At 40.6% G+C, this 26307-nt stretch carries 20 protein-coding genes; 14 read left to right on the top strand and 6 right to left on the bottom strand.

Annotated features, from left to right (window positions below; translation table 11 throughout):
• Positions 1–7: 7 nt before the first annotated feature.
• The 5 genes from ACRWQM_RS12945 to barA all read right to left on the bottom strand — a co-directional run bounded on the left by ACRWQM_RS12945 (position 8) and on the right by barA (position 7693).
• A complete protein-coding gene (locus ACRWQM_RS12945) occupies positions 8–1177 on the bottom strand; it encodes a hypothetical protein (protein ID WP_434930258.1) in 1170 nt (389 codons plus the stop codon).
• Positions 1178–1274: 97 nt separating this feature from the next.
• Positions 1275–2933: a DNA repair protein RecN gene (recN, locus tag ACRWQM_RS12940; protein ID WP_434930257.1), complete on the bottom strand. Its 1659-nt coding sequence runs from the start codon at positions 2931–2933 to the stop codon at positions 1275–1277.
• 128 nt (positions 2934–3061) lie between these two features.
• Complete coding sequence (locus ACRWQM_RS12935; protein WP_434930256.1) at positions 3062–4030, bottom strand: AEC family transporter; 969 nt, start codon at positions 4028–4030, stop codon at positions 3062–3064.
• Between the two features lie 206 nt (positions 4031–4236).
• Entirely contained in the window at positions 4237–4833 is a 597-nt protein-coding gene (locus ACRWQM_RS12930; protein ID WP_434928592.1) for a YjaG family protein, read from the bottom strand.
• A complete protein-coding gene (gene barA, locus ACRWQM_RS12925) occupies positions 4823–7693 on the bottom strand; it encodes a two-component sensor histidine kinase BarA (RefSeq protein WP_434930255.1) in 2871 nt (956 codons plus the stop codon). Before barA ends, ACRWQM_RS12930 begins: the two co-directional genes overlap by 11 nt.
• Positions 7694–7794: 101 nt before the next feature.
• Here barA and rlmD point away from each other — a divergent pair, with 101 nt between their 5' ends.
• The 13 genes from rlmD (at position 7795) to rpoS (ending at position 22139) form a co-directional block, all read left to right on the top strand.
• Complete coding sequence (gene rlmD / locus ACRWQM_RS12920) at positions 7795–9177, top strand: 23S rRNA (uracil(1939)-C(5))-methyltransferase RlmD (RefSeq protein ID WP_434928594.1); 1383 nt, start codon at positions 7795–7797, stop codon at positions 9175–9177.
• A 288-nt stretch (positions 9178–9465) separates the two neighbouring features.
• Positions 9466–11670 (top strand): GTP diphosphokinase, encoded by a 2205-nt coding sequence (relA, locus tag ACRWQM_RS12915; RefSeq protein WP_434930254.1) that lies wholly within the window; start codon positions 9466–9468, stop codon positions 11668–11670.
• Positions 11671–11845: 175 nt separating this feature from the next.
• Positions 11846–12670 carry a nucleoside triphosphate pyrophosphohydrolase gene (gene mazG, locus ACRWQM_RS12910; RefSeq protein ID WP_434930253.1) on the top strand — a complete coding sequence of 275 codons (825 nt, stop codon included), beginning with the start codon at positions 11846–11848 and terminating at the stop codon, positions 12668–12670.
• Positions 12671–12832: 162 nt separating this feature from the next.
• Positions 12833–14470 (top strand): CTP synthase, encoded by a 1638-nt coding sequence (locus tag ACRWQM_RS12905; protein WP_434928596.1) that lies wholly within the window; start codon positions 12833–12835, stop codon positions 14468–14470.
• A 266-nt stretch (positions 14471–14736) separates the two neighbouring features.
• Positions 14737–16038, top strand: coding sequence for a phosphopyruvate hydratase (eno, locus tag ACRWQM_RS12900; protein ID WP_434930252.1), 1302 nt, complete (start codon positions 14737–14739; stop codon positions 16036–16038).
• Between the two features lie 95 nt (positions 16039–16133).
• A complete protein-coding gene (gene ftsB, locus ACRWQM_RS12895; RefSeq protein ID WP_434928598.1) occupies positions 16134–16436 on the top strand; it encodes a cell division protein FtsB in 303 nt (100 codons plus the stop codon).
• A 4-nt stretch (positions 16437–16440) separates the two neighbouring features.
• A complete protein-coding gene (gene ispD / locus ACRWQM_RS12890; RefSeq protein WP_434930251.1) occupies positions 16441–17142 on the top strand; it encodes a 2-C-methyl-D-erythritol 4-phosphate cytidylyltransferase in 702 nt (233 codons plus the stop codon).
• A gap of 13 nt (positions 17143–17155) precedes the next feature.
• Positions 17156–17635 carry a 2-C-methyl-D-erythritol 2,4-cyclodiphosphate synthase gene (gene ispF / locus ACRWQM_RS12885; protein ID WP_434930250.1) on the top strand — a complete coding sequence of 160 codons (480 nt, stop codon included), beginning with the start codon at positions 17156–17158 and terminating at the stop codon, positions 17633–17635.
• A 14-nt stretch (positions 17636–17649) separates the two neighbouring features.
• Positions 17650–18717 (top strand): tRNA pseudouridine(13) synthase TruD, encoded by a 1068-nt coding sequence (gene truD / locus ACRWQM_RS12880; RefSeq protein ID WP_434928964.1) that lies wholly within the window; start codon positions 17650–17652, stop codon positions 18715–18717.
• Between the two features lie 31 nt (positions 18718–18748).
• Positions 18749–19498, top strand: coding sequence for a 5'/3'-nucleotidase SurE (gene surE / locus ACRWQM_RS12875; protein ID WP_434928966.1), 750 nt, complete (start codon positions 18749–18751; stop codon positions 19496–19498).
• A complete protein-coding gene (locus ACRWQM_RS12870) occupies positions 19495–20130 on the top strand; it encodes a protein-L-isoaspartate(D-aspartate) O-methyltransferase (protein ID WP_434928601.1) in 636 nt (211 codons plus the stop codon). Before surE ends, ACRWQM_RS12870 begins: the two co-directional genes overlap by 4 nt.
• Positions 20131–20169: 39 nt before the next feature.
• Positions 20170–21093: a peptidoglycan DD-metalloendopeptidase family protein gene (locus ACRWQM_RS12865; RefSeq protein ID WP_434928602.1), complete on the top strand. Its 924-nt coding sequence runs from the start codon at positions 20170–20172 to the stop codon at positions 21091–21093.
• Positions 21094–21170: 77 nt separating this feature from the next.
• On the top strand, positions 21171–22139 hold the full coding sequence (gene rpoS / locus ACRWQM_RS12860) for an RNA polymerase sigma factor RpoS (RefSeq protein ID WP_434928603.1): 969 nt from the start codon (positions 21171–21173) through the stop codon (positions 22137–22139).
• A 63-nt stretch (positions 22140–22202) separates the two neighbouring features.
• Here rpoS and mutS read toward each other — a convergent pair whose 3' ends face one another.
• The gene (gene mutS, locus ACRWQM_RS12855; protein ID WP_434930249.1) at positions 22203–24785 is read right to left on the bottom strand and encodes a DNA mismatch repair protein MutS; all 2583 of its coding nucleotides are present in this window, start codon (positions 24783–24785) and stop codon (positions 22203–22205) included.
• Between the two features lie 328 nt (positions 24786–25113).
• Between mutS and recA the strand changes: the two genes are divergently transcribed.
• Positions 25114–26175: a recombinase RecA gene (recA, locus tag ACRWQM_RS12850; protein WP_434928605.1), complete on the top strand. Its 1062-nt coding sequence runs from the start codon at positions 25114–25116 to the stop codon at positions 26173–26175.
• The last annotated feature ends 132 nt before the right edge of the window (positions 26176–26307 follow it).

Raw genomic sequence — 26307 nt, 5'->3', positions numbered from 1 at the left:
TACAACTTTAACGTTTTTTGCTCTCTTTTCTAAGTTGTATTGATTGTTTTTGTAATTGTGTTATTTTCTCCGATTGCTCAAAGTATTTAACCATATCCGTGTTTAAACAGCTGATCACTTTACCTATTGGGTTATATTTCATCGCCCAAATTTTTTCTATCGTTGAGTCATAGTCACAATACGCAAAACTCTGCTCGTTCTGCTCATCCTTTGCTTTTAATCCAGCCATTGAATCTCTCACCATAGCTTCACTTAATTGATTTTTGATGACTTGTTGGTATTGATTCATGACCCTTTCGGCATTCATGTTAAGGCTGTCATTTAACTTGAAAAAAAGGCTAATAAGCCATTGTTGATAATAGTTAATATCAGATAAAGGGTAGGTATTACTCAGCATTTCAATCATCACAGCTTTTACAAATAGATATTCTGCTGCAAATACTCTTTGAATACTTTCCTCTGACAGTTTACTGCTAAGTTTCCACGCTGCAGGGTAAGTGCCATTAAGAGGTGCTTCTGCAGCAAGTATTTTCACTCCCCAGGCTAGGTTTTTTTGCATTTTACTGCCCGCTAAAGAGAAGGTTGCAAGGTCGCTTGATGAATGAAAAATATTGTTCCAAAATCGATAATCAGCATCAATAAAGTCATTAATAAAACTAGGGCTGCCAGTGCGTGAACTCAATAATGCATTTAGCTCAGCAAGCATCTGAATATTAGATAAGTTAGTGAAATTAATTTGTGGTCTATCTGCTGAGTTATCTAGACTTTCATGCCACAAAGGCAACGTAATAATCTGTTGATATTGATTAATTAAATCAACATGACTTGTCAGCATAAACTTAACATCTACTAAGTTACCCGCTATAAAATTATGACAATTTTCAATTAATTCTTTATGACAGGTTTGTTGATATTGTTGCAGCAATAAGTGCTGCACATCTGACAAAGGAAGGATTAAAGGGGCTTGCTGTGTACCTACTATCTGCTGCGCTAATACAAAAGCGTTCTGACTTTCATTAACCGTTTCAAGTTGAGCCCACTTTTCTAATTGTTGAGTATTCACCGACAAGTAGCGGTCTTCAATATTAATATAAACTAAAACAGCAAAGATAAGAGCCAGCAAGAATATGATTGAAGCTACACTATAGACGGCTATTTTAAGTATTGACTTAAGCATTCTTACCCTTGATTTTATTATACTTTTAATTCAGGCCCTATTTCGTTGATCATTATAGTGAATTTAGGGAAAGCCCATATTAGTGGTATTTAACTCTTTATTGCAACAGTTCTCTGGCATTCGCTAGGGTGTTTTCAGTGATAATATCGCCACCTAATAAACGGGCTAATTCGTTTATGCGCTGCTCTTTATCTAAATTTTGCATTGTCGTTTCAGTTTGCCCACCTTTGTTGAACTTGTTGACAAACATATGTTGATGACCATTACCAGCCACTTGCGGTAAATGGGTAACACAAAAGACTTGTGTTGAATCCCCTAGACTTCTTAACATTCGGCCAACAACTGCTGCAGTAGGTCCTGAAATACCCACATCGACCTCGTCAAATATTAATGTTGGGGTAGAGACTTTTTTAGCGGTAATAACTTGTATACCTAAGCCTATGCGCGATAGTTCGCCACCAGAAGCCACTTTAGCAATCGGTTGTAATGGCTGTCCTGGATTGGTGCTAACTAAAAACTCCACTTGGTCACAACCCAAACTGTTACTCATTTCAGGGTTAAAGTTTACCGCAATATTAAATTGGCCTTTTGGCATGTTTAATTCATGGATTGAACGAGTGACTAATTTATCTAACTCTTTAGCATAGCGAGCCCGGCTTTGACTGAGTTTTTGGGCATGGGTTAAATAGGCCTCACGGCTGAAAGCTAACGCCTGTTTAATCTCATCTAATTTAGTTTCATCATCAGACAACCCAACCAGTTCAGCTTTTAGCTGTGCATGATGAGCTGATAAGTCTTCAGCACTCACATGATGCTTGCGTGAAAGTTGCATTGCGGTGGTTAAACGCTTCTCTAAATAGGTAAAGTGTTCAGGGTCTAATTCTAAACGGCTAAGGTAGTCTTCTATTTCAACTGTGCTTTCTTGTATCTGAATTAATGCTTCATTAAGCATACTGGCTACAGGGGCTAACTTTTCATCCACGCTTTGTAAATTATCTGCTAAATGAATCACTTTATTTAGCAGTGATTCTATGTTGAACTCTTCACCTTCGGTCAGTAGATCTAAACTGGCCTGACAGGTTTCAATCAGTTCAGTACCATTAGCAAGGCGTTTATGTTCTTGTTCTATTTCAACAAATTCACCGTCAGCTAAATTAAATTCATCTAGTTCTTCAACTTGATATTGGAGTAACTGTTTGCGGGATATACGCTCATGTTGCGCATGTTCGAGCATTTTAAGCTCATTTTCGATCTGCTTATTACGTTGATAGCTGGCATGTACAGTGTCAATTAACAGCTTATGGTTGGCGTAGCTGTCTAGTAGGGTAAGTTGATGCTCACTTTTTAGCATTGCGTGGTGAGCATGCTGACCATGAATACCAATGAGTAATTGGCCTATGCTTTTAAGTTGGGCAATAGGTACTGGGTTGCCATTGATATAAGCTCGTGAGCGACCATCACTGTTAATGGTGCGGCGTAAAATGCAGTCATCTTCATTATCTAGGTCATTATCTTCTAACCAGCGCTTAGCTTGCGGCACATCATGCAATGTGAAGCGGGCACTGACTTCGGTTTTATTAGCTCCAGGTCTCACCGTATTGGCATCACTGCGGTTACCTAAACATAAGCCAAGCGCATCAATAGCAATAGATTTACCTGCACCTGTCTCACCCGTTATGGTGGTCATACCGGCTTTAAAATCTAATTCTAAAAAACGTACAATAGCAAAATTGTTGATGCTGAGTTGGCAAAGCATAATGAATTCCTGTCAATGAAACTATCAAACCACTGTATTGATAAACAGTATATACTGATTTTTTATACAGTAAAGTAGTAGCCAGAAAATTATCTTTGGTTATTTGTTAGACTATCCGAGTGTGTTAATTAACCATAAGATTTTAATAGTGTTTCTATTATAGGTAAGCTAACAAAGGTCATTAATGTGCCATATAGAATACCTTGTGCGCTGCTATTAGCATTTATTTGGTATCGTTCGGCCAATAAATAGACGCTTGCTGCCGTTGGCAAGGCGGCTAATAGCACTCCCATAGTCAGTAGTTCATGTTCTACGCTAAAGAGTTTCAGTAAGCCAAAGGCAATAAAAGGTTGAATTATTAATTTGAGTAAGTTGATTAAACTTATTTCTGCAATCAGGCTAAGGCTGAATAGCTTTGCTAAAGATTGATGCTGAAACGCTTTAGCAAGTACCATTCCTATGGCAAATAGTGCGCAAGGGCTAGAGGTACTACCTATTTGGTGCAGCACCAATGATAGGCTTTCGGGTAAGGTGATATGCAATGCCGATAAGCTTATACCTATCATACTGCCAAGCACTATCGGATTTTTATATAATGCATTAGCCATAATGACGATAGCATGATCTGCGGACTGTTTGTCGCGGCTGGCAAGTTCGATAGAGACGAGTGCAAAGGCAAACATAAATACCGACAGCAGGCTGGCTATAGCTGCCGCGACTAATGCGATTTTGTTACCAGGAAATAACAGGCTTAGTAATGGAATACCAATGAATGCTGTATTGCCAAAGGTGGCATTTAATGCGCGCATAGCTGCAATAGCTTGCTGCTTAGGTTTGCGCCATAAGGATACGGCTATTACGAGTGCATAGGTGATGATCATCGCCAGGCTAAATCCACCTATAAATCCCCACTGAATAATATCTTCAATGCGCGTTTCAGCGAGCACGATCAATAAAATTGCTGGAAAGGCAATGTAGTAAACAAATTGATTGAGGATTAGATTGGTATCTGCTGGTAGAAATCTTAATTTTTGAACAATACCGCCGAGTAACATAATAATAAACACAGCGATCAGCGGGGTAAGAATACTGGACATCCCTCGCAATTCCTTAACAAAATAATAGTAAGTCTACTTTACTTTGTTTTAATAAGAGGATGCAATTAGGCTAAAGTTAAACACGTGTTTATTTATTCAGTTTTAGGTTTAATGTTACTGAAGAGCTTAAATTTACTGAAGATAGTGCGATAAAAGCCTGAATAATATCAGGCTTTTGAATATTTTTTAGTGATAGTAGGTTAGTACTACAGACTAATGCCAATATTAGATGCACCAGCTTCGATAATATCTTTACGTAAGCCTTTAACTAAGTCTGGATGAATGTCTGGATTTGCTTCAATAATATCTAACAGCATATTTTGTAGCTCTTTCTCTTCTAGCATCACAGGATGGGCAAAAACATAATCATCTAATGCTTCATCCATTAAGTCCTCATCACTAAGGGCTTCAATATAGTTAGCCACAGTGCTGGAAGAAAGTTTGCTGATATTGATTATGTCATCTTCAATTTTATCCGCAATAGCACTCATTAAGGTAGAGATTGCTACCACAGCATCCATAGCCGGATAAACACCATAAGCTTCAAAATCGCTTGGGTCAGGGGTGTTTTCTTCTAATTTTTGTAAGTGAACATCTACATTGTATTTGTTTTTCTTGTCGTACTGGCTTTGCCATAGTAAGTCTAGAGCTGTTGATAAGACAGCTGGTTGGCCGAACTCGCATACCTCAGAAAATAGCTGGTAATTAGGTAGCATACGCTGGCATAAAGCGATAGCAAATAATTGTTTTTGAGGTAAAGATAACGCTTTTAAACGTTGAAAAAATCCAGGTTTATGAGTCATGCGTGATGTCCATCGATAACTGTTCTAATACTTGAGTTGCCGCCGATTCTACCTTAGTTAGCTCATCAAGTAACTCAAGTATTTCCGGTTCTAGCTCACTGGTCGAGGTTTTGTGCTTTAAAGCAGATTCTATTTCTTGGCAAAGCTTCTGGGTTGTCGGTACGCCACAATAGCAGCTTGCACCATGCAGTTTATGTACGGCTTGTAACATATTTTGTTGATTTTGCTCCTGCAGTGCTAATTCTATAGTTACAATTGTGCTGGGAATTGAGTCTACCAGCATTTGTAGCATTTCAAGTGCTAAGTCCGGTTTTTGGCTTGCTTGGCTTAAGCACAACTCCCAATTAAGGGTATGAAGCTCAAAATGGGTAAATTTAGGTTTGGCTACCCAACGATTAATCACTTTTCTTAACGATGATTCATCGATGGGTTTGGGCAAAAAGGCATCCATACCCGCAGCTAAAATATTTTCTCTTTCTTCTGCAATCGCATGGGCTGTGACTGCAATTATTGGCGTGTGGCGGTTCATTGATTCATGACGTATGCGTTTGGTTGCGGTAATGCCATCCATTCCCGGCATCTGAATATCCATAAAGATTAATTCAAAGCTTTTACTTCTCGCCAGTTTAATGGCTTCTTGACCATTTTTAGCTGTGGTGACGTTAACAACTAATTCTTGTAATAAAGTATCAATAAGCTTCAAGTTGGCAATATTATCATCTACAGCTAACACCGACACATTCAAACGTTCGATATTAGTGCCAGGTGCGATAGGCAATAACTGTTGTAATGCTTTAGGGGTCGGCGGGTAAATTAAATGCCTTGCTAATTCCATATCATTGATTGGAACGTTCAGGAGTAAGTCGCTGTTGGGTTTTAAATGCTGACTAATGATGTCTTGGTCTATGCAATCATGCAATAAAATCAGACATTGAGTATGATTTTTCATGACCTGTAATTGTGAGCTAATGTGCTCAGGACTATCAAAACCATGACAGCTTGTTAAGATATAATCAAAATGGATATTTTTTTGTTCAAGGGTTGTATTGAGATGATCTAATTGTCCCACGCTGGTCAGTTTTAAATGCCACGATTCTAGGCGCCTATTCAAGGTGTCACGTGTCAGCTCTCTTGGTTCAAATAACAGGATAGATTTACCCTGCAGTACATCCATTGGTAATACTTCACCTATGTCAAACTGACTGGTGCTAAGGGGTAAAATAAACCAGAAATTTGAGCCTTTATCTGGGCTTGAAGTGAACCCAATTTGACCGCCCATTTGGTTAATGAGGCGTTTGGTTATCACTAGACCCAATCCTGTTCCGCCAAAGCGGCGAGATATCGATGAATCTGCTTGGCCAAAAGCTTGGAATAGATATTCTTGTTGGCCTTCATTAATGCCAATCCCTGTATCGATGACTTCACATCGCAGCGTCACAGTATCTTCATTATTACCAACAAGGGTAATTTTTAGTATTACACTACCTTGATCAGTAAATTTGATTGCATTGCCGACCAGGTTGGTAATAATTTGATTCACTCGCATTGCATCGCCGCTAACACTTTCCGGTACATTAGAATCAATATCAATAATAAGTTCTAAGCCTTTTTCCCTTGCGCTACCGGCGATAAGACTTAAGGTGTCAGCTAAGGTTTCACGTAATGCAAAAGGCATTTTTTCAAACACCATTTTACCTGCTTCAAGTTTAGAGAAATCAAGGATGTCATTAATGATCCCTAATAAATTACTGGCGCTTCGCTCAATTGTTTTAATGTAATCGAGTTGGCTCGAATGAAGCGGAGTTTTAATTAACTGTCTTGAAAATCCTATTACGCCATTGAGCGGGGTGCGTAGCTCGTGTGACATATTGGCTAAAAACTCAGATTTAATTCGACTGGCTTCTAGTGCACGTTTTTTAGCTAAATCTAGTTCAACGTTTTGAATTTCAATTTGCTCTAAGGTTTCCCGTAAATCTGAGGTTGCTTGATCAATATTTTGTTGCATCTCGTCATGATATTCAGACAAGGAGCCCGCCATGGCATTAATGCCTCGTTTAAGTAAGTCTAATTCACCAATCAAATTACCATCTAAGCGAGTATCAAGTTTTCCTTCGCGAATTTTTGCCACAACCCTGACCATTTCGGTAATGGGATGATTGACGTGTTTAACTAAGCGAAAGGTAAAGAATAGGTTAAACTGAACCCCGATTAACACAATAATAAACGCGGCAATGGCTGCCCTGTGTTGCTCTAATAGAGCATTTTCTTTATTGATTAATATCGCGATATAGCCAATAACTTGTTCTTGCTTACTGTTGTATATAGGTTTTGCCATACTTTGGCTATGAACCGTATTTTGTTGATTAAGAGAGTCAAGCGGATCTTTATTTGATTGCTTATTAATAAAAGTCAGTGGATTAAAATGCGTATTGGAAACAATAGGGCTACGAATGACTAAAATATCTTCCAAGGTATTAAACTCAGTCGCATCTAACTCAGACAATGGCTGCTGGGTGCGCATGACCTCGAAGTCTTTATGATAATGAGAGGTAACAAATAGTTGATTTTGGCTATCGAAAATCGCGATGGAAAGTATTAATGATGCATTTTTCATTTGTGTTGCTGAAAGCAGTTTCTTTGTTGATTCTCTGTCTTCGGTGACAATACCAAACTCACTTGCTATGGCTAATGGCTCGATAATATTACTGCCTTTTGCCATTAGTGTGTCTTCAAGTTCATAAAAGCGGTTTATGGTGAAGTAACTTCCAAGTAGAATACCCACCACAATGGTAGGAGCCAATGCCAGTACCAGTACCCACGAACGAAGGCTATATTTAGTCATATTTTCGGTACTTTTCATGGTCTTGGTCGAGGTTCCTGCAATAATTTATTGATATTCAGTCTAGACTGCCAGAAAGCGCGCACTCTTGACTAGTGTTTTATTCACTTTTAGAGGCCGAAATGGCACAATTTTTTAAAGCTAAACCGAACAAATCTAAGCAATTATCAGCAAAGCTTAGCCTTGATATTACCCAATTGGATCATTTGGGTGCCGGAATGGCACAATATCAGGGCAAAGTCGTGTTTGTTGCGGGAGCACTTCCTAATGAAAAAGTCACAGTGCAGCTGACAGAGCAAAAGAAAAGTTATGCTAAAGCTAAATTGATAAAAATTGATAAAGCGAGTGCCGCAAGGCGCGAACCTCTTTGTCCCCATTATGTGCAATGTGGTGGCTGTGATTTACAACATTTAGATGTAGATGCCCAGCGTGAGTTTAAACAGCAGGCATTAACTGAGCTAATGACCAAATTGGGTAATAACACCTTAGAGCCGGACATTATTGCACCAGCAATAACAGGCGATGCGTGGCACTATCGACGAAGAGCGCGTTTGGCTGCTGTTTTTGACAAAAAAACCAATCATTTGCAACTAGGTTTTCGTCAATCAGCATCCAGTAACATTGTTTCTATCACCCAATGTAACGTGTTGGCTAAACCTTTATCTGATTTGATCACCCCGTTTGCGGTGAATTTAAACCAATTAAAATCCAAAGCTAGTCTAGGTCACTTAGAATTAAGTATCGCTGAAAATGGCTTGTTTGCGGTGCTGCGCGTCACTAAGGTGTTACCTGCATCCGATATTCGTTGGTTAACTGAGTTTGCTGCAAAGCATCAAATCTGTTTATTGACTCAAGATAATGACAACCAATTAACTCAATTGCATCCCAAAGTCGATGAGGCTAACGCACAAGTGACTTTGCCTTACTACCCTTTAGCTGGAAGTGCAGACACAGAGCAGCCATTGCGCTGTGAGTTTACCCCTGGCAATTTTGTGCAAGTTAATGGTGAAATAAATCATGCCATGGTGCAGCAAGCGATTACTTGGTTAGATCCACAAAAAGATGAGCGCATATTAGATTTATTTTGCGGTGTGGGTAACTTTTCTCTTCCTTTGGCGTTAAGCGCATCGAAAGTGATTGGGGTGGAGGGTGTGCCTGAAATGGTACAGCAAGCGAAAGATAATGCGGCATTGAATCAGCTAGATAACCTCTCTTTTCATCATGCAGATTTAAGTGCCGATCTGACTCATGAAAAGTGGTTGGGTAAAATTGACAAGCTATTACTCGACCCTGCTCGAGCTGGCGCGTTTGAAAGCTTGCAATGGCTTAAAAAAATGCGCCCTAAAAAGGTAGTGTATGTTTCGTGTAATCCAGCAAGTTTAGCCCGTGACAGTAAAGTGCTGATTGAACAAGGGTATCAACTGCAACAATTAGGGATGGTCGACATGTTCCCGCAAACTCATCATATTGAAGCTATGGCACTATTTGAATTAAATGTCGAGTAAAGCCAACTTTACTAGGGAGTAAGACAGTTATCTATATTGATATAAAGCTGAGTAACGCTAAATAATGAGTAAACATAGTCATTTATATTTTATTGAATTGATAAATAGCAGCGATACGCTCAATATAGACTTTATAAAATTTGGGACTATTACCAAGGTCAGTTGAATTTTGCGAGGTGTTTGATATTTTTCTAATTTCACATTACGCTTTGTTCATTTTATAGTCCGTTTGGCAAAAAAGTACATAACATTGTTGCGAATATAAGCACCAATGGGTAAGGATAAAACATGGTTTCAGTTCGCGAAGCGCATTTTAATACAGACGATTTCAATCTTGAAGACTGGGTTGCTCGCTACATCGAAGATGTTAACGACGCACAAACTCTCCTGGACATGCTCAAGAACATGGAAGCGCTGCCTATTAAAGATAAATTGGCACACACACAATTACTTGCTCGCGCGCGTGAAATGATTGAAATTCTAGCGCCACTCAATATGGACTTAGAAACGCTTCAGGCGGCATTATTGTTTGTCCTTTTAGACGCTAACAGCATCAATGAAGAACAAATTGTTGAGTCCTATGGTGCATCTTTAGCTAAATTAGTTGCCAGTGTTGTGACCATGAATGCCATTGGCGCATTAAAAGTGTCTAATGGTCGTAGCGCTGAACCTCAAATAGATAACATTCGTAAAATGTTGTTAGCTATGGTCGAAGATGTGCGCGCTGTGGTGATAAAACTGGCCGAGCGCGTCTGTTTACTGCGAGCGGTAAAAAATGCAGATGAAGAAACCCGCGTATTACTTGCCCGAGAAATTGCCGATATTTACGCTCCATTGGCTAACCGTCTAGGTATTGGCCAGCTAAAATGGGAGCTTGAAGATATTTCGTTCCGCTATCTGCACCCAACGGTCTATAAAGATATCGCTAAGCAACTTGACGGAAAACGAATGGACCGTGAGGTCTATATCGATATTTTTGTTACCCAACTGCAAAAACGTCTAGATGATGACCACATTCGAGCCAAGGTTTATGGCAGGCCCAAACATATCTACAGCATTTGGCGAAAAATGAAGGGTAAAGACCTTAAGTTTGATGAGCTATTTGATGTGCGTGCGGTTCGTATTGTCACCGATCGATTGCAGGATTGCTATGGCGCCTTAGGCGTAGTGCATGATTTATGGCACCACATCCCGCGAGAATTTGATGACTATGTGGCCAACCCAAAACCTAATGGCTACCAATCAATCCACACAGTAGTCGTTGGGCCTGAGGGTAAAACGGTTGAGATTCAAATTCGTACAGAAGCAATGCACCAAGACTCTGAGCTCGGTGTAGCGGCGCATTGGAAATATAAAGAAGGTGCAGGCAATACCAAACAAACTGGCTATGAAGAAAAAATTAATTGGCTGCGTAAAATTCTGCAATGGCAGGAAGATGTAGCTGAAAGCGGCAATTTAGTTGATGAGGTTCGAAGCCAAGTTTTTGAAGACCGTGTTTATGTGTTTACCCCAAGTGGTGAAGTGGTCGATCTTCCATTGGGTTCAACAGTTTTAGATTTTGCCTATTATATTCACTCTCAAGTAGGCCACCGATGCATTGGTGCTAAAGTGGATGGCAGAATTGTACCGTTTACTTACCAGGTTGAAACCGGTGAACGCATTGAAATTATTACTTCTAAAATAGCTAACCCTAAACGTGATTGGCTTAACCTTAATTTAGGTTATATCAAATCTTCACGTTCACGTTCGAAAATTCAGCACTGGTTTAAACAGCAAGACCGCGACAAAAATATTGCCGCAGGTAAGGAAATGCTGGAAACCGAGTTGCATCGTGCAGGGTATAAACTAAAAGATGCAAACATTGCCGTTGAACGCTTTAATCTCAATGGCATGGATGACATGCTAGCGGCAATTGGTGGAGGCGATCTACGCCTAAACCAGGTGGTTAACTATATTGACACTAGGCTGCGTAAAGAGCCTAATTCTGAAGAAGAGATTGTTGAGGACATTTTAAAGAAAGCAATTCATCGCCCTAAAAAAGTGGGTAAAGGACAAGTTGAGGTGAATGGGGTCGGCAATTTACTTAGCCATATCGCCCGTTGTTGCCAGCCTGTGCCAGGCGATGAAATTTTTGGTTATATCACCATGGGCCGCGGTATTTCTGTTCATCGCAGTGATTGCGAACAAGTGAAAGAACTAATGCGTGTTCACCCTGAGCGCAGTGTTGATGTGGTTTGGGGCGAGAACTACTCAGGCGGGTATCGTATCCGGGTTAAAGTGGTTGCCCATGATCGCAGTGGATTGTTACGGGATTTAACAGCAGTGCTCGCCGCTGAAAAATCTAACGTAATGGCGATGAGTTCAACCTCTGATGTGAAAACGCAAACCGCAACAGTTGAGCTGGAGTTAGAGCTTTATAATGTTGATGATTTGTCGCGGGTACAGTCAAAATTATCTCAAGTCGAGGGTGTGATAGAATCCAGACGCTTATAAGCTAGTCTTTTGTTATCTCCTGAGTATTAACATTTACTGATAGAAACAACGGATTTTGAATCCGTTGTTTGTTTCAAGCGTAGATCGCTTTGGTTGTAAGCAGACTTTCTATTTGATAAAAACGTGATTGCCTTAATAGAGTCGATGAAAATTTTTATAAGTGAGTGAAACCAGAATGGATGTAACACCTCAAGTGGATATTCAACCCTTACTTAATATAATGAAAAAACTGCGCGATCCTAAAACGGGTTGCCCTTGGGACTTAGCGCAAGACTTTCACACTATAGTGCCTTTTACCTTAGAAGAAGCCTACGAAGTTGCAGATGCCATTGAGCGAACCGCATGGGATGAATTACCCGATGAGTTGGGCGATTTATTGTTTCAGGTGGTGTTTTATTGCCAACTAGCAACTGAACAAGGTAGGTTTGACTTTACGACCGTAATCGACCGAATCTGCACTAAACTCGTTCGCAGACATCCACATATTTTCAGTAATAAAGACACCTCAGCAGTGCAAACAGCGACTCAAGTGAAACACAGCTGGGAAGCGATTAAAGCGCAAGAGCGCGCCGATAAACAGCAATTGTCGTTATTAGATGATATTCCCCATGCTTTTCCTGCATTAAAACGAGCAGCAAAAATTCAACAAAGGGTGGCTAAAGTCGGTTTTGACTGGCCCGAACTTCCCCCTGTGGTGGAAAAGATATACGAAGAAATAGATGAAGTGTTAGTTGAAGCTAAATTACTTGATACCGATCCTGAGCGCTATCAGCCCAGAGTGCTGGATGAGGTCGGTGATTTATTATTTGCGGTAGTCAATTTAGCACGTCATTTAAATGTTGATCCTGAACAAGCGCTAAGACAAGCCAATAGCAAATTTGAGCGTCGTTTTCGGGGAGTTGAAGATTGTGTACTACAAAGCGGGAAAACATTTGATGCCCATAGCCTTGAGCAGCTAGATTTGTACTGGAATCAAGTAAAGCAGCAAGAAAAGCGTTAATTCTTTATTTTTCACTCAGGCGAATCAACAGCCTGAGTGTTTATCGTCTAAATGATCACTGTTTTGATTTGTCGAATCGTCCTTGCTTTGGTACAATGTCTCCCCGTCCTAGTGCTTTCTTACAAGCACGTATTTTTTCCAACACATTTTCTCAGGTTCAGCATGACTACAAGGTATATCTTCGTTACTGGTGGCGTTGTTTCATCACTAGGTAAAGGCATTGCAGCAGCATCATTAGCGGCAATTTTAGAGGCCCGCGGCCTCAGTGTAACCATTATGAAACTGGACCCATACATCAACGTTGATCCGGGTACAATGAGCCCGACTCAGCACGGTGAAGTGTTCGTGACTGAAGATGGTGCGGAAACTGACTTAGACTTAGGTCATTATGAACGCTTCATTCGTACAAAAATGAATCGTCGTAATAACTTCACCACTGGCAGTATTTACGAAGAAGTACTTCGCAAAGAGCGCCGCGGTGATTATTTAGGGGCAACCATTCAGGTTATTCCTCATATTACTAATGCGATTAAAGAAAAAGTGATTGCAGGTGGCGAAGGTCATGATGTTGCGATTGTTGAAATTGGCGGCACAGTAGGTGATATCGAATCATTACCGTTTCTTGAGTCTATCCGTCAATTAGGTGCAGAACTTGGACGTGAGCGTACCTTATTTATCCATTTAACCTTAGTGCCATTCTTAGGCGCTGCAGGTGAAATTAAAACTAAGCCAACTCAGCATTCTGTTAAAGAATTACGCTCAATTGGTATTGCCCCTGACGTACTTATTTGTCGTGGCGATCGTGCTGTTCCTGCCAACGAAAAAGCGAAAATTTCGTTATTCTGTAATGTGGAAGAACGTGCGGTTATTTCATTAAAAGACGTTGATAGTATTTACAAAATTCCAGCACTGTTACGTTCACAAGGCTTAGATGATATTGTGATAAAACGTTTCAATATTGAATGTGCTGATGCTGATTTATCTGAGTGGGAAAACGTTATTTACCAAGAAGCTAATCCAAATGGTGAAGTAACTATTGGTATGGTTGGTAAGTACACTGAATTACCTGATGCTTATAAGTCTGTTAATGAAGCACTTAAGCATGCCGGTCTTAAAACGCGTGTTTGCGTCAATATTAAGTATATTGATTCACAAACCGTTGAAGCTAAAGGCACAGAAGTACTACAAGGCTTAGATGGTATTCTTGTTCCTGGTGGATTTGGTGAACGTGGTATTGAAGGTAAAATTTTAGCGGCGCAGTATGCACGTGAAAATAATCTACCTTATTTTGGTATTTGTTTAGGCATGCAAGTTGCGTTAATTGAATTTGCCCGCAATGTGGCTAATCTTGCTGATGCACATTCGACTGAGTTCAACAAGAATACACCTTATCCTGTTGTTGGTTTAATTACCGAATGGATCAATGAAGACGGTGATGTAGAGCAACGTCATGAAGAATCTGATTTAGGCGGCACCATGCGTTTAGGTGCACAACTTTGTCATTTACTTGAAGGATCGAAAGCTGCCGAAGCCTACAAAGGTGTTTCTTGTGTAGAACGTCATCGTCATCGTTATGAAGTAAATAACAATTACGTTGAGCGTTTAGAGAAAGCAGGTTTAGTATTTAGTGGACTGTCTTCTGACCGTAAGTTAGTTGAAATGATTGAATTACCAGATCATCCTTGGTTTGTTGCTGGTCAATTCCATCCTGAATTTACCTCAACACCTCGTGATGGGCACCCATTATTTGAAGGCTTTATTGCTGCTTCCTTTGCTTATCAGAAAAAAGATTTAAACTAATATCTATAAGCCGCTGACATAACATCAGCGGCTTTTTTTATACTATTTATTTGCACACAATATGCGCTAGATCGACTTGTGACAAAATTGATAGTTGCCGCTGAACCGAATTAGATTTATCCTAGTGTTCACGGATTTAAATTACCAAATTGAAAGTTAATACCAATAATAAGTTGTTAATTGAAGCTTAACCGGGTTTTTATTGGTGTTAATTTTTTATTTTATTTAAAACTTTCAGTATTACTGACATTATTTACGAGGGTATTATGGCTAACATTATTAACGTCATCGGTCGCGAAATCATGGATTCACGCGGTAATCCAACTGTTGAAGCCGAAGTGCATTTAGAAGGCGGTTTTATTGGTATGGCCGCTGCGCCATCTGGTGCCTCTACGGGTAGCCGTGAAGCATTAGAACTGCGTGACGGTGACAAATCTCGTTACTTAGGCAAAGGTGTATTAAAAGCAGTTGCTGCTGTTAATGGTCCAATTGCACAAGCACTTAAAGGCAAAGATGCATTGGCTCAAGCACAGCTTGACCAAATTATGATTGACTTAGATGGTACTGAAAATAAAGCAAAATTTGGCGCAAACGCTATTTTAGCTGTTTCTTTAGCAGTCGCAAAAGCGGCTGCAGCCGCTAAAGGTGTTCCTTTATATGCTCACATTGCTGATTTAAACGGTACTCCTGGTGTTTATTCTATGCCTCTGCCTATGATGAACATCATCAATGGTGGCGAACATGCTGATAACAGTGTTGATATCCAAGAGTTTATGATCCAGCCTGTTGGCGCTGCGACCTTCCGTGAAGGTTTACGTATGGGCGCAGAAGTATTCCACAGCCTAGCTAAAGTATTAAAAGCGGCTGGTCATTCAACTGCGGTAGGTGATGAAGGTGGTTTTGCACCAAACCTTGAGTCAAATGAAGCCGCCCTTGTTGCAATCAAAGAAGCAGTTGCCAACGCAGGTTACGAGTTAGGTAAAGATATCACTTTAGCGATGGATTGTGCGGCATCTGAGTTCTACGACAAAGAAGCCAATATTTACGATCTTAAAGGTGAAGGTAAGAAATTTACTTCTGAAGAATTTAACTTCTTCTTACAAGGCCTTACTGAACGTTACCCAATCGTATCTATTGAAGATGGTTTAGACGAGTCTGACTGGGAAGGCTTTGCTCACCAAACTAAATTAATGGGCGATAAAATCCAATTAGTGGGTGACGATTTATTCGTTACCAATACTAAGATCCTTAAGCGCGGTATCGACAATGGTATTGCTAACTCAATCTTGATCAAGTTTAACCAAATTGGTTCTTTGACTGAGACGTTAGCTGCAATCAAAATGGCTAAAGATGCTGGTTTTACTGTTGTTATCTCTCACCGCAGTGGCGAGACAGAAGATTCAACAATTGCCGATCTTGCTGTGGGCACAGCCGCTGGACAAATCAAAACAGGTTCTCTAAGCCGTAGTGATCGTGTTGCCAAATATAACCAATTACTGCGTATCGAAGAAGCGCTAGGTTCAAAAGCACCTTATAACGGTCTTAAAGAAGTTAAAGGCCAAGGTTAATATTTTGCTTTGTTGATTAAAAAGGCCACCACTCGGTGGCCTTTTTTGTTGTATCATAAGCTTATTCATCATTTCGGATAATTTGCTTAGCTACCATGAAGAAACTTTTATTCGCACTAACGGCTTTGTTAGCGCTACTCCAATTAAGATTATGGATGGGCGAGAATAACTTATCTGAATATTTTCTGCTTCAAACACAAATTCAAGCACAACAAGATAGCAACGCCAAGTTGATTGCTCGAAATCAAATTCTTAAAGCGGAAATTATCGATCTTAAAAGTGGCACTGAAGCGATTGAAGAACGCGCTCGTAACGAATTAGGCCTTGTAAAAGAAGGTGAAACTTTTTATCGCGTAGTTGCTGCTGAATTACGCGATCGAAATAGTTTGGGTCAATAATTTCATGACAACTCCTATTACTCATATTGTAGCAATTGTACCTGCTGCTGGTATCGGCAGCCGCATGGGGGCAGATATTCCTAAGCAATATTTAACCTTAGGTGATCAAACCATTTTGGCGCACACTTTAACGCGCTTATTATCTCATCCAGCCATTGATAAAGTGATTGTCGCTTTACATCCTCAAGACACTTTTTTCGCAAGTTTACCCCAAGCATTAGATCCTAAGTTGGTGCAAGTGCTTGGCGGCGGAGAGCGTGCTGATTCGGTATTAGCCGCACTTGAGGAAGCGGATGTTGATGCATGGGCATTAGTCCACGATGCTGCAAGGCCGTGTATCACTCACAAAGATATTGATAAGCTAATTAATGCCATAGATGAGTTCCCGCAAGGGGCAATTTTAGCCGCGCCGGTAAGAGATACGATGAAGCGCTCAAATGCTGATGGTACTATTCAACACACTGTCGACAGGGTTCAATTATGGCATGCATTAACACCGCAGTTGTTTCCAGTATTAACCTTAAAACAAAACCTTAAGCACGCATTGCAGGCTAAAGCCACAATTACAGATGAAGCCAGTGCCATGGAATGGGCTGGTATTTGGCCGGGTTTAGTACCGGGACGAATTGATAATATCAAAATTACTCATCCCGATGATTTACAGCTGGCACAACTTTTTCTGCAGCAGCAATCAATATCAAAATAGACAGGATAACAAAATGAAAATGCGTATTGGTCATGGTTTTGATGTGCATAAATTTGGTGCAGATAAGCCACTTATTCTTGGTGGTGTGATTGTGCCATATGAAACAGGTCTTATTGCACATTCAGATGGCGATGTAATTTTACATGCTGTCAGTGATGCTATTTTAGGGGCGATGGCATTGGGTGATATAGGCAAACACTTTCCCGATACCGATGCCGAGTATGCAGGTGCCGATAGCCGTGTATTGCTTCGTCATTGTTATGAGTTAGCGTTGAAAAAGGGTTACAAAATCGGTAACTTGGACGTGACTGTGATTGCACAGGCCCCGAAAATGGCGCCTCATATCGAAGCTATTCGACAGTGTTTAGCACTCGATTTGCAAACACCCATCGACGATATTAACGTCAAAGCAACTACCACAGAAAAGTTAGGTTTTACTGGACGTAAAGAAGGCATAGCTGTTGAATCTGTTATATTAATGATACAGAAATAGGAATAATAAAAATGATAACTGATCTGTATTATTTATATGGAAAACCAACCAGTACCGCTGACTTACGTACTCATAATAGTGATTTCATCGTAGAGGAGATTCTCCCTTTTTCACCTACTGGTGAGGGTGAGCACCATATGCTGCATATTCGCAAAGATGGCCTCAATACTGGGCATGTGGCTGAAGTGCTGGCGAAATTTGCTAAAGTTCATCCAAAAGAAGTGACTTATGCGGGTCAAAAAGACAAAAATGCCCAAACTGAACAGTGGTTTGGTATTCGTATTCCTGGAAAAGAAACACCCGATTGGCAACAGCTTAACAGTGACCAACTGACTATTTTATCCAGTGCGCGTCACGGTAAAAAACTGCGTATTGGTGCCCTACTGGGTAATCGTTTTACCCTAACGCTGCGTAATGTGACTAACATCGACGCCCTGCAACAAAGGTTTAATCAAATTGCAGCCCTTGGAGTGCCTAATTATTTTGGCGAGCAACGCTTTGGTCATAATGGTAAAAATTTAGATCAAGGTAGGCAAATGCTGTCGGGTGCGCGTAAAGTGCACGATAGATCGAAGAAAAGCATGTACTTATCTGCGGTGCGATCATACATATTTAATCAGGTTGCCTCTTACCGTCTTCAGCATCATCTGCTCAAGCCTTTAGCTGGAGATTGCGTCATGTTAGCGGGCAGCAAGAGTTATTTTGTCGCCGAGCAGTGGGATGAATTACTACTGAAACGTTTAGAGGAAGAGGATATTGGTTTTTCAGTCCCATTATGGGGGCGAGGACAGCCGCTTGCTTTAACTGAAGCCGCCGCTATGGAAGCTTTAGCTATAGAAGCTTTCGCGGATGATTTACACGGGCTTGAAAACGCTGGCCTGAGCCAAGAGCGGCGTTTGTTATTATTAAAGCCCCAGGCAATGAAATTGCGGGTTGATGGTGATGTTTGCACTATTGAGTTTATGTTACCTGCCGGAAGCTATGCGACTTCGGTATTACGTGAGTTAGTCGACTACCAAGATATCAAAGATGAACAGTGGAAAACCATGGTTGCAGATCAGCAAGTGCAAGCCATCTCGTAAGCTTAATGACTAAATGGATGAATCAACTCAAATGATCAATATTCTTGTCAGTAACGACGATGGTGTTAATGCACCTGGAATAATTGCATTAAGTGATGCGCTTAACGCGTTCGCAAAGGTGTTAACTGTAGCTCCCGACAGAAATTGTTCCGGTGCAAGTAACTCGTTAACCTTAACTAACCCATTAAGAATAAATGAGTTAGTTAATGGGTATGTTTCAGTTAATGGTACACCAACTGATTGTGTCCATTTAGCCATTAGGCAATTATGCAAAGTTGAACCTGATATTGTCGTATCGGGCATTAATGCCGGTGCGAATATGGGAGATGATACTTTATATTCAGGCACCGTTGCAGCGGCGATGGAAGGGCGTTTTTTAGGACTACCCGCAATTGCCATTTCATTAGTAGGTAAAAATTTGCAGCATTATCAAAGCGCTGCTGATTATGCTGCCAGAATAGTTAAAAATTTACTCACGCATCCTATTGAATCTAATCAAATTTTAAATGTAAATGTACCTGATTTACCGCTTGAGCAAATTAAGGGCATTAAAGTCACCCGACTTGGCGCCCGCCATAAAGCCGAAGGAATGGTTAAAACCCAAGACCCTGCAGGCAAGGATATATATTGGCTTGGCCCAGTCGGCGCTGAGCAAGATTCTGGTGAGGGAACCGATTTTGGTGCTGTTGCCGATGGATACGTTTCGATCACGCCATTGACTGTTGATTTAACGGCTTATAATCAATTAACAAAGTTAGCTGACTGGGTAACGAAAATATGACAGGAGTTTCATCTGCGCGAGCAGTAAATTTAGCTAAAAAACTGGCTGAGTCGGGGATTAAGTCACCAGCAATACTTGATGCTGTAGCCAATACACCACGAGAATTATTTCTTGATAACGCACTTGCGCATAAAGCTTATGAGAATACCGCTTTACCTATCGGGCAAGGCCAAACAATATCACAGCCTTATATTGTCGCAAGAATGACCGAGCTATTATTGCAGACCAAACCACAACGAGTGTTAGAGATCGGCACAGGCTCAGGTTATCAAGCCGCGGTGTTAGCGCAGTTAGTGCCAGAGCTTTGCACTATAGAACGTATTAAGTCTTTGCAAATTCAAGCAAGGCAAAGATTAAAAAAGTTAGATCTTCATAACGTTTCTTTTAAGTATGGTGATGGTTGGAAAGGATGGAGTAATCGCGGTCCATTTAATGGCATTATGGTGACTGCCGCCGCCGCGAGTGTGCCGCAAGCGTTATTAGAGCAACTTGCAGAAGGAGGAGTATTAATTATTCCTGTTGGTGACGATACCCAACAATTGCTGAAAATAACCCGCCTTGGGGATGAATTTACATCTCAAGTGATTGAAGCGGTCAAATTTGTGCCATTAGTTAATGGCGATCTAGCATAAGTTTATCTTTGTGCTATTCAGCTTAAAGGATTGTATTTGATGTGTTCGCTTTTGCTTCGACTTTTCGTATTATCGATAATTGTATCTGGATGTAGCTTTCAGGCGAGTCAGCCTGCACCAGTTGAAAATATTTCATCTAATACTTATAACCCCAAATATGATCGCGGTTCATTGGCCAATTCTGCCTATATAGTTAAAAAAGGTGACACTCTTTACTCTATTTCTTGGGGTGCTGGGCGTAATTTCACCGAAGTCGCAAGACTGAACAATCTTAAGATGCCTTATACTATTTACCCAGGCCAGAAGATTGAATTAACGAATTTGTCAGTAAATAGTACGGCAAAAAATAATAACTATAATACATCAGTTGTAACATCTCAGGCTGCAACATTACCTTACTCAGGTCCGAATTTGAGTAAAGATTCTAATTTCGATCGACAGCAAACCCGCATAGAGCCTAGCCAAACAGTAAATGTAACAACAGTGAAAAAAGATCTTGATCACAAAGCTAAGCCTGCGTATTCTGTAACAACTACCCAACATAAAATTAACCAAACTGAAAGTTCACTGATAGCAGATTTACCCAGTAAGGTGCAGAAGTGGTACTGGCCCGTAAAAGGAAAAATAGTAGGTTATTTCTCTTCTAGCGAGCAAGGCAATCAAGGAATAAAGATTGCAGGAAACCGTGGCGATATTATACAAGCTGCGGCAGATGGGAGAGTCGTTTACGCAGGAGATGCGTTACGTGGATACGGAAACTTAGTGATTATCAAACATAACGATGAATATCTAAGTGCCTATGCACACGCCGACAGGATTCTGGTTAAAGAAAAGCAATATGTTAGCGCAGGCCAAACAGTTGCAAAAATGGGCAGTACCGGGGCAAACCAAGTGATGCTACATTTTGAAATTCGCCATCATGGTAAGTCAGTAAACCCATTACGATATCTACCTAAGCAATAATTGTTTAGTCACATAAATAACGGAGGATGATCAAGTGTAGATTTTAAACATCACAATTAAGGTTTGGGAGAGCAATTATGAGCCAGAAAAAAAGTACTGCCATAGCAGAACAATCTGTTGATCAAGCTAAAGAACCACAAGACGTTGTAACTACTGATACGTTAGTTCAACAATTAGACATTGAAGAAAAAGTCCAAGATGACTTACACAAAAATTTAGATGCCACTCAATTATATTTAGGTGAAATTGGTTTTTCGCCACTGCTTACCGCAGAGGAAGAAGTATTCTTTTCACGTAAAGCCCTCAAGGGTTGCGCAAAATCTCGTAACCGAATGATCGAAAGTAATCTTCGCCTCGTTGTTAAAATCGCCCGAAGATATAATAATCGCGGTTTAGCCTTACTTGACCTGATTGAAGAAGGTAACCTAGGACTGATTCGAGCGGTTGAAAAATTTGATCCTGAACGTGGTTTCCGTTTTTCAACTTATGCGACTTGGTGGATCCGTCAGACCATCGAGCGTGCCATCATGAATCAAACGCGCACTATTCGCTTACCTATTCATGTTGTAAAAGAATTAAATGTTTACCTTCGCACCGCTAGACAACTTGCGCAAAAATTAGATCATGAGCCAACCGCTGAAGAAATCGCTGAAAAATTAGATGTCTCTACCGGTGATGTAAGCAGAATGCTTAAGCTCAATGAGCGTATCACCTCAGTAGATATGCCCATTGGTGGTGACAATGATAGTGCCTTACTCGATGTGATTGCCGATGATGATTCCGTAGGGCCTGATCACCGCGTTCAAGATGAAGATTTATCTAATTCGATAGTCGGTTGGTTAAACGAATTAAATACTAAACAACGTGAAGTGCTTGCCCGCCGATTTGGTTTATTGGGTTACGAGCCATCAACACTTGAAAATGTCGGTGCCGAAATTGGCTTAACCCGGGAAAGAGTGCGCCAAATTCAAGTTGAAGCATTAAAACGTCTTAAGGATATATTAGGTCAGCAAGGCCTGTCAGTTGAAGCGCTTTTTCAAGATTAAATTGTTTGCAGAGAGTGATAATACCTCAAAATGCCATATGATATCTCATATGGCGTTTTAGTTTTATATAGACTTAGCTAATTGCTTTAATTGATATAAATAATCTAGCGCTTGTTTGGGGGTTAACTCGTCTGGATTAATAAATGCTAATTTCTCAGCCAGAGGGGAGTAATCAATTTGTGGCATACTTAAGCTCATTTGTGCCGATGTATTAAGATTAATATCCGTTTTATCATCGCGACTTTCTAATTGATGCAGTTTATGTTTAGCAGCACTGATCACCTGCAGAGGAATACCTGCTAAAGCTGCAACCTGCAGACCGTAACTTTTACTCGCTGCACCATCTTGTACAGCATGCATAAAGGCGATCGTATCTTGATGTTCAATGGCATCCAGATGGACATTAACCACGCCATCGATTAATTCTGGCAATTGTGTCAGCTCAAAATAATGAGTTGCAAATAAGGTCAGAGCCCCCACTTTTTGGGCAAGATATTCAGCAGCTGACCAGGCTAGAGATAAACCATCATAAGTCGATGTCCCCCGACCAATTTCATCCATTAATACTAAACTTTGCTTGCTGGCATTATGAAGAATATTAGCCGTTTCGGTCATTTCAACCATAAAGGTTGACCGCCCTGATGCAAGGTCATCAGAGGCACCAATACGGGTGAAAATACGATCTATATGACCAACTTTTGCACTTTGTGCTGGCACAAAACAACCGATATGAGCCATCAAGGTGATTAGCGCGACTTGACGCATATAGGTTGATTTACCGCCCATGTTAGGTCCGGTCACAATCAGCATTTTTCGCGCAGGTGATAGATTTACAGGGTTGGCAATAAAGGGTTTTTGACTGACCTTTTCGACCACAGGATGGCGTCCTGCTTCAATAGTAATTCCAATATCATTGGTCATTGTAGGGCAATGATAGGATAAGGTTTCAGCTCGTTCTGCAAAGTTACTGATTACATCAAGTTCGGCAGCCGCGTTGGCAAATTGTTGTAGCTCATGAAGTTTAGGTAGCAGTAGGTCAAACAGCTCTTCCCAAAGACGTTTTTCTAATGCGAGCGCTTTACCTTGGCTTGAAAGTACTTTTTCTTCGTGTTCTTTAAGCTCGGGGGTGATGTAACGCTCTGTACCTTTTAATGTTTGTCGGCGTTGATAATGAATAGGAACACGATCTGCTTGTAGTCGACTCACTTCAATGTAATAGCCATGAACGCGGTTATAACCAACCTTCAAAGTATTTATACCAGTTTGCTGCTTCTCGCGTGCTTCCATTTCAGCCAGGTAATCAGTGGCTCCTTCACTTAATCTACGCCATTCGTCTAACTCAGTGTTATAACCATCTTTGATTACACCGCCATCACGGATTAATACCGGTGGGTTATCAATAATTGCCCGTGTCAGTAAATCATGTTCATTTGGAAACTCACCTAATAGGGTAGCCAAATTCGTCATCTGTGGCTGTTGGCAGATTTGCAGTGTTTGTTTAATTTCTGGCAATAAGCCTAATGCTTGTTTAAGTCGAGCAAAGTCACGTGGACGGGCACTTCTTAATGCCAAACGTGCCATTATTCGTTCTATATCGCCAAGCGATTTCAGTTGTTCATGTAAAACAGGGTACAAATCCTGTTCGATTAATTCTTGCACCGCATTATGGCGTTGGGTTATCAGTTTACGATCGCGCAGTGGTTGGTGGATCCAACGTTGTAGCATGCGACTCCCCATGGGGGTTGCCGTATTATCTAATACCCATGAAAGAGTGTTTTCACGTCCGCCTGAAAGATTCTGGGTTAGTTCTAGGTTTCGTCTGGTGGCAGCATCTAAAATAATCGAGTCAGCTTGATTAAAACGTACAATTGAATTGATATGTGGCAATGCTGTTTTTTGAGTGTCTTTAACATATTGCATCAAACAGCCGGCAGCTTGTAGTGCTAAACGAGCATCGTTGATGCCAAAGCCATGCAAGTCTTTCGTGCCAAATTGAGTTAATAATAAATTGACACAGGTGTCGTAATCAAACTCCCATTCAGGTCTACGGCGAATTCCTTTTAAGTGATTGATGAGTATCATGTCAGTGAAGTCTTCACTGTAAAGTAATTCCGCTGGTCGTGTACGTTGGATCTCTGCTTCTAGTGCTTCTCTTGAATCTAATTCTGAAATAACAAAACGGCCAGAAGAGATATCTAATGTGGCAAAGCCGTAACCGACTTTACCCTGGTAAAGCGCGGCTAACAAATTATCCTGACGTTCTTGTAATAAGGCTTCATCTGTCAATGTTCCCGGGGTGACGATACGGACAACTTGGCGATCAACTGGGCCCTTTGAAGTCGCGGGATCGCCAATCTGCTCACATATCGCGACCGATTGACCTATTTGTACTAACTTAGCCAAATAGCCCTCTACCGCATGGTAAGGCAGGCCAGCCATTGGGATCGGGTCACCACCGCTTTTACCCCGTGCAGTTAATGAAATACCAAGCATTTCAGAGGCTTTTTTAGCATCATCATAAAATAGTTCATAGAAATCCCCCATTCTATAGAACAACAGCATGTCAGGATGAGCGGCTTTCATTGTCAAATATTGACGCATCATCGGAGTATGTTTTTCTAAATCTAAGCTAACAATTTCAGTCATGGGCTGTGTAATACTCTTTTTGTTCATCTGTGGTAATTCATTAAGCATTCGGGGAATTAGCATGGGATTTTTATAGCGGCTAATCTTAACAAAATTTGCCCCCGTTGGAGAAATACAAATTCATTATATTGACGTGAAATTACTAAATTTATGATTTTATTAATAAATAAAAAAAAGTAACCTCAGGGCTTGATACTGTATGACTATACAGTATACTGAACAACATATTGAGATGAGTGACGATATTAACGACACTTACAAACTAAATTATACACAGCAATTTTACCATTAATTGTGAACAAAGTTATTGCCTGGAAGGGGTTTGAAAATGAAGGTTGATCCAAATAAAGAGAAAGCACTTGCCGCAGTGTTAAGCCAAATTGAAAAGCAATTCGGTAAAGGCTCTATCATGAAGTTGGGCGAAGACCGTACCATGGATGTAGAAACTATTTCTACCGGCTCACTTTCATTGGACATCGCGTTGGGCGCAGGTGGACTACCAATGGGACGTATTGTTGAAATCTACGGCCCAGAATCATCAGGTAAAACAACACTAACCTTAGAAGTTATTGCCGCAGCACAACGTGAAGGTAAAACATGTGCCTTTATTGATGCTGAGCATGCACTTGATCCTATCTATGCTAAAAAACTAGGCGTAGATATTGATAACTTATTATGTTCACAACCAGATACAGGTGAACAAGCATTAGAAATATGTGATGCTTTAACTCGCTCAGGTGCGGTAGACGTTATTGTTGTCGATTCTGTTGCTGCGTTAACACCAAAAGCTGAAATTGAAGGTGAAATTGGTGATTCGCATATGGGCTTAGCGGCACGTATGATGAGCCAAGCTATGCGTAAACTTGCAGGTAACCTTAAGCAATCAAATACTTTGCTTATTTTTATTAACCAAATTCGTATGAAAATTGGGGTAATGTTTGGTAGCCCTGAAACGACAACCGGTGGTAATGCACTTAAATTTTATGCTTCAGTTCGTTTAGATATTCGCCGCACTGGCGCGATTAAAGATGGTGATGAAGTCGTCGGTAACGAAACCCGTGTTAAAGTGGTTAAAAACAAAATTGCAGCACCATTTAAGCAAGCTGAATTCCAAATCCTTTACGGTCAAGGTATTAACCGTACTGGTGAACTCGTGGACTTAGGTGTTGCACATAAGCTAGTTGATAAAGCGGGTGCTTGGTACAGTTATAAAGGCGAAAAAATTGGTCAAGGCCGTGCTAATGCCGGTAAATTCTTAACCGAAAATCCAGCGATTGCACAAGAGATTGATAAGACATTACGTGAAATGTTGCTTGGTTCTGGAACAGGTACCGCAGCAGCATCATCTACAGATGAAAATATTGATTTAGAAACCGGTGAAGTTTTCTAAATAAGATTTATCCTAGCAATTAATGTGTCGATTTAAGTCGCGGTGCGTATTTTACGTATCGCGACTTTTTTATGCTTCAGTTAAAAAACACTCTGTTGTTATCCTTGCTATACTGACTAGACTTACCCGCCA

The sequence above is a fragment of the Shewanella sp. HL-SH5 genome (genome assembly GCF_051163755.1).
GTDB classification, from domain to species: Bacteria; Pseudomonadota; Gammaproteobacteria; order Enterobacterales; family Shewanellaceae; genus Shewanella; species Shewanella glacialimarina.
Note: the sequence above shows the minus strand (reverse complement) of the source record. Positions and strands in the feature narration are given on the sequence as shown.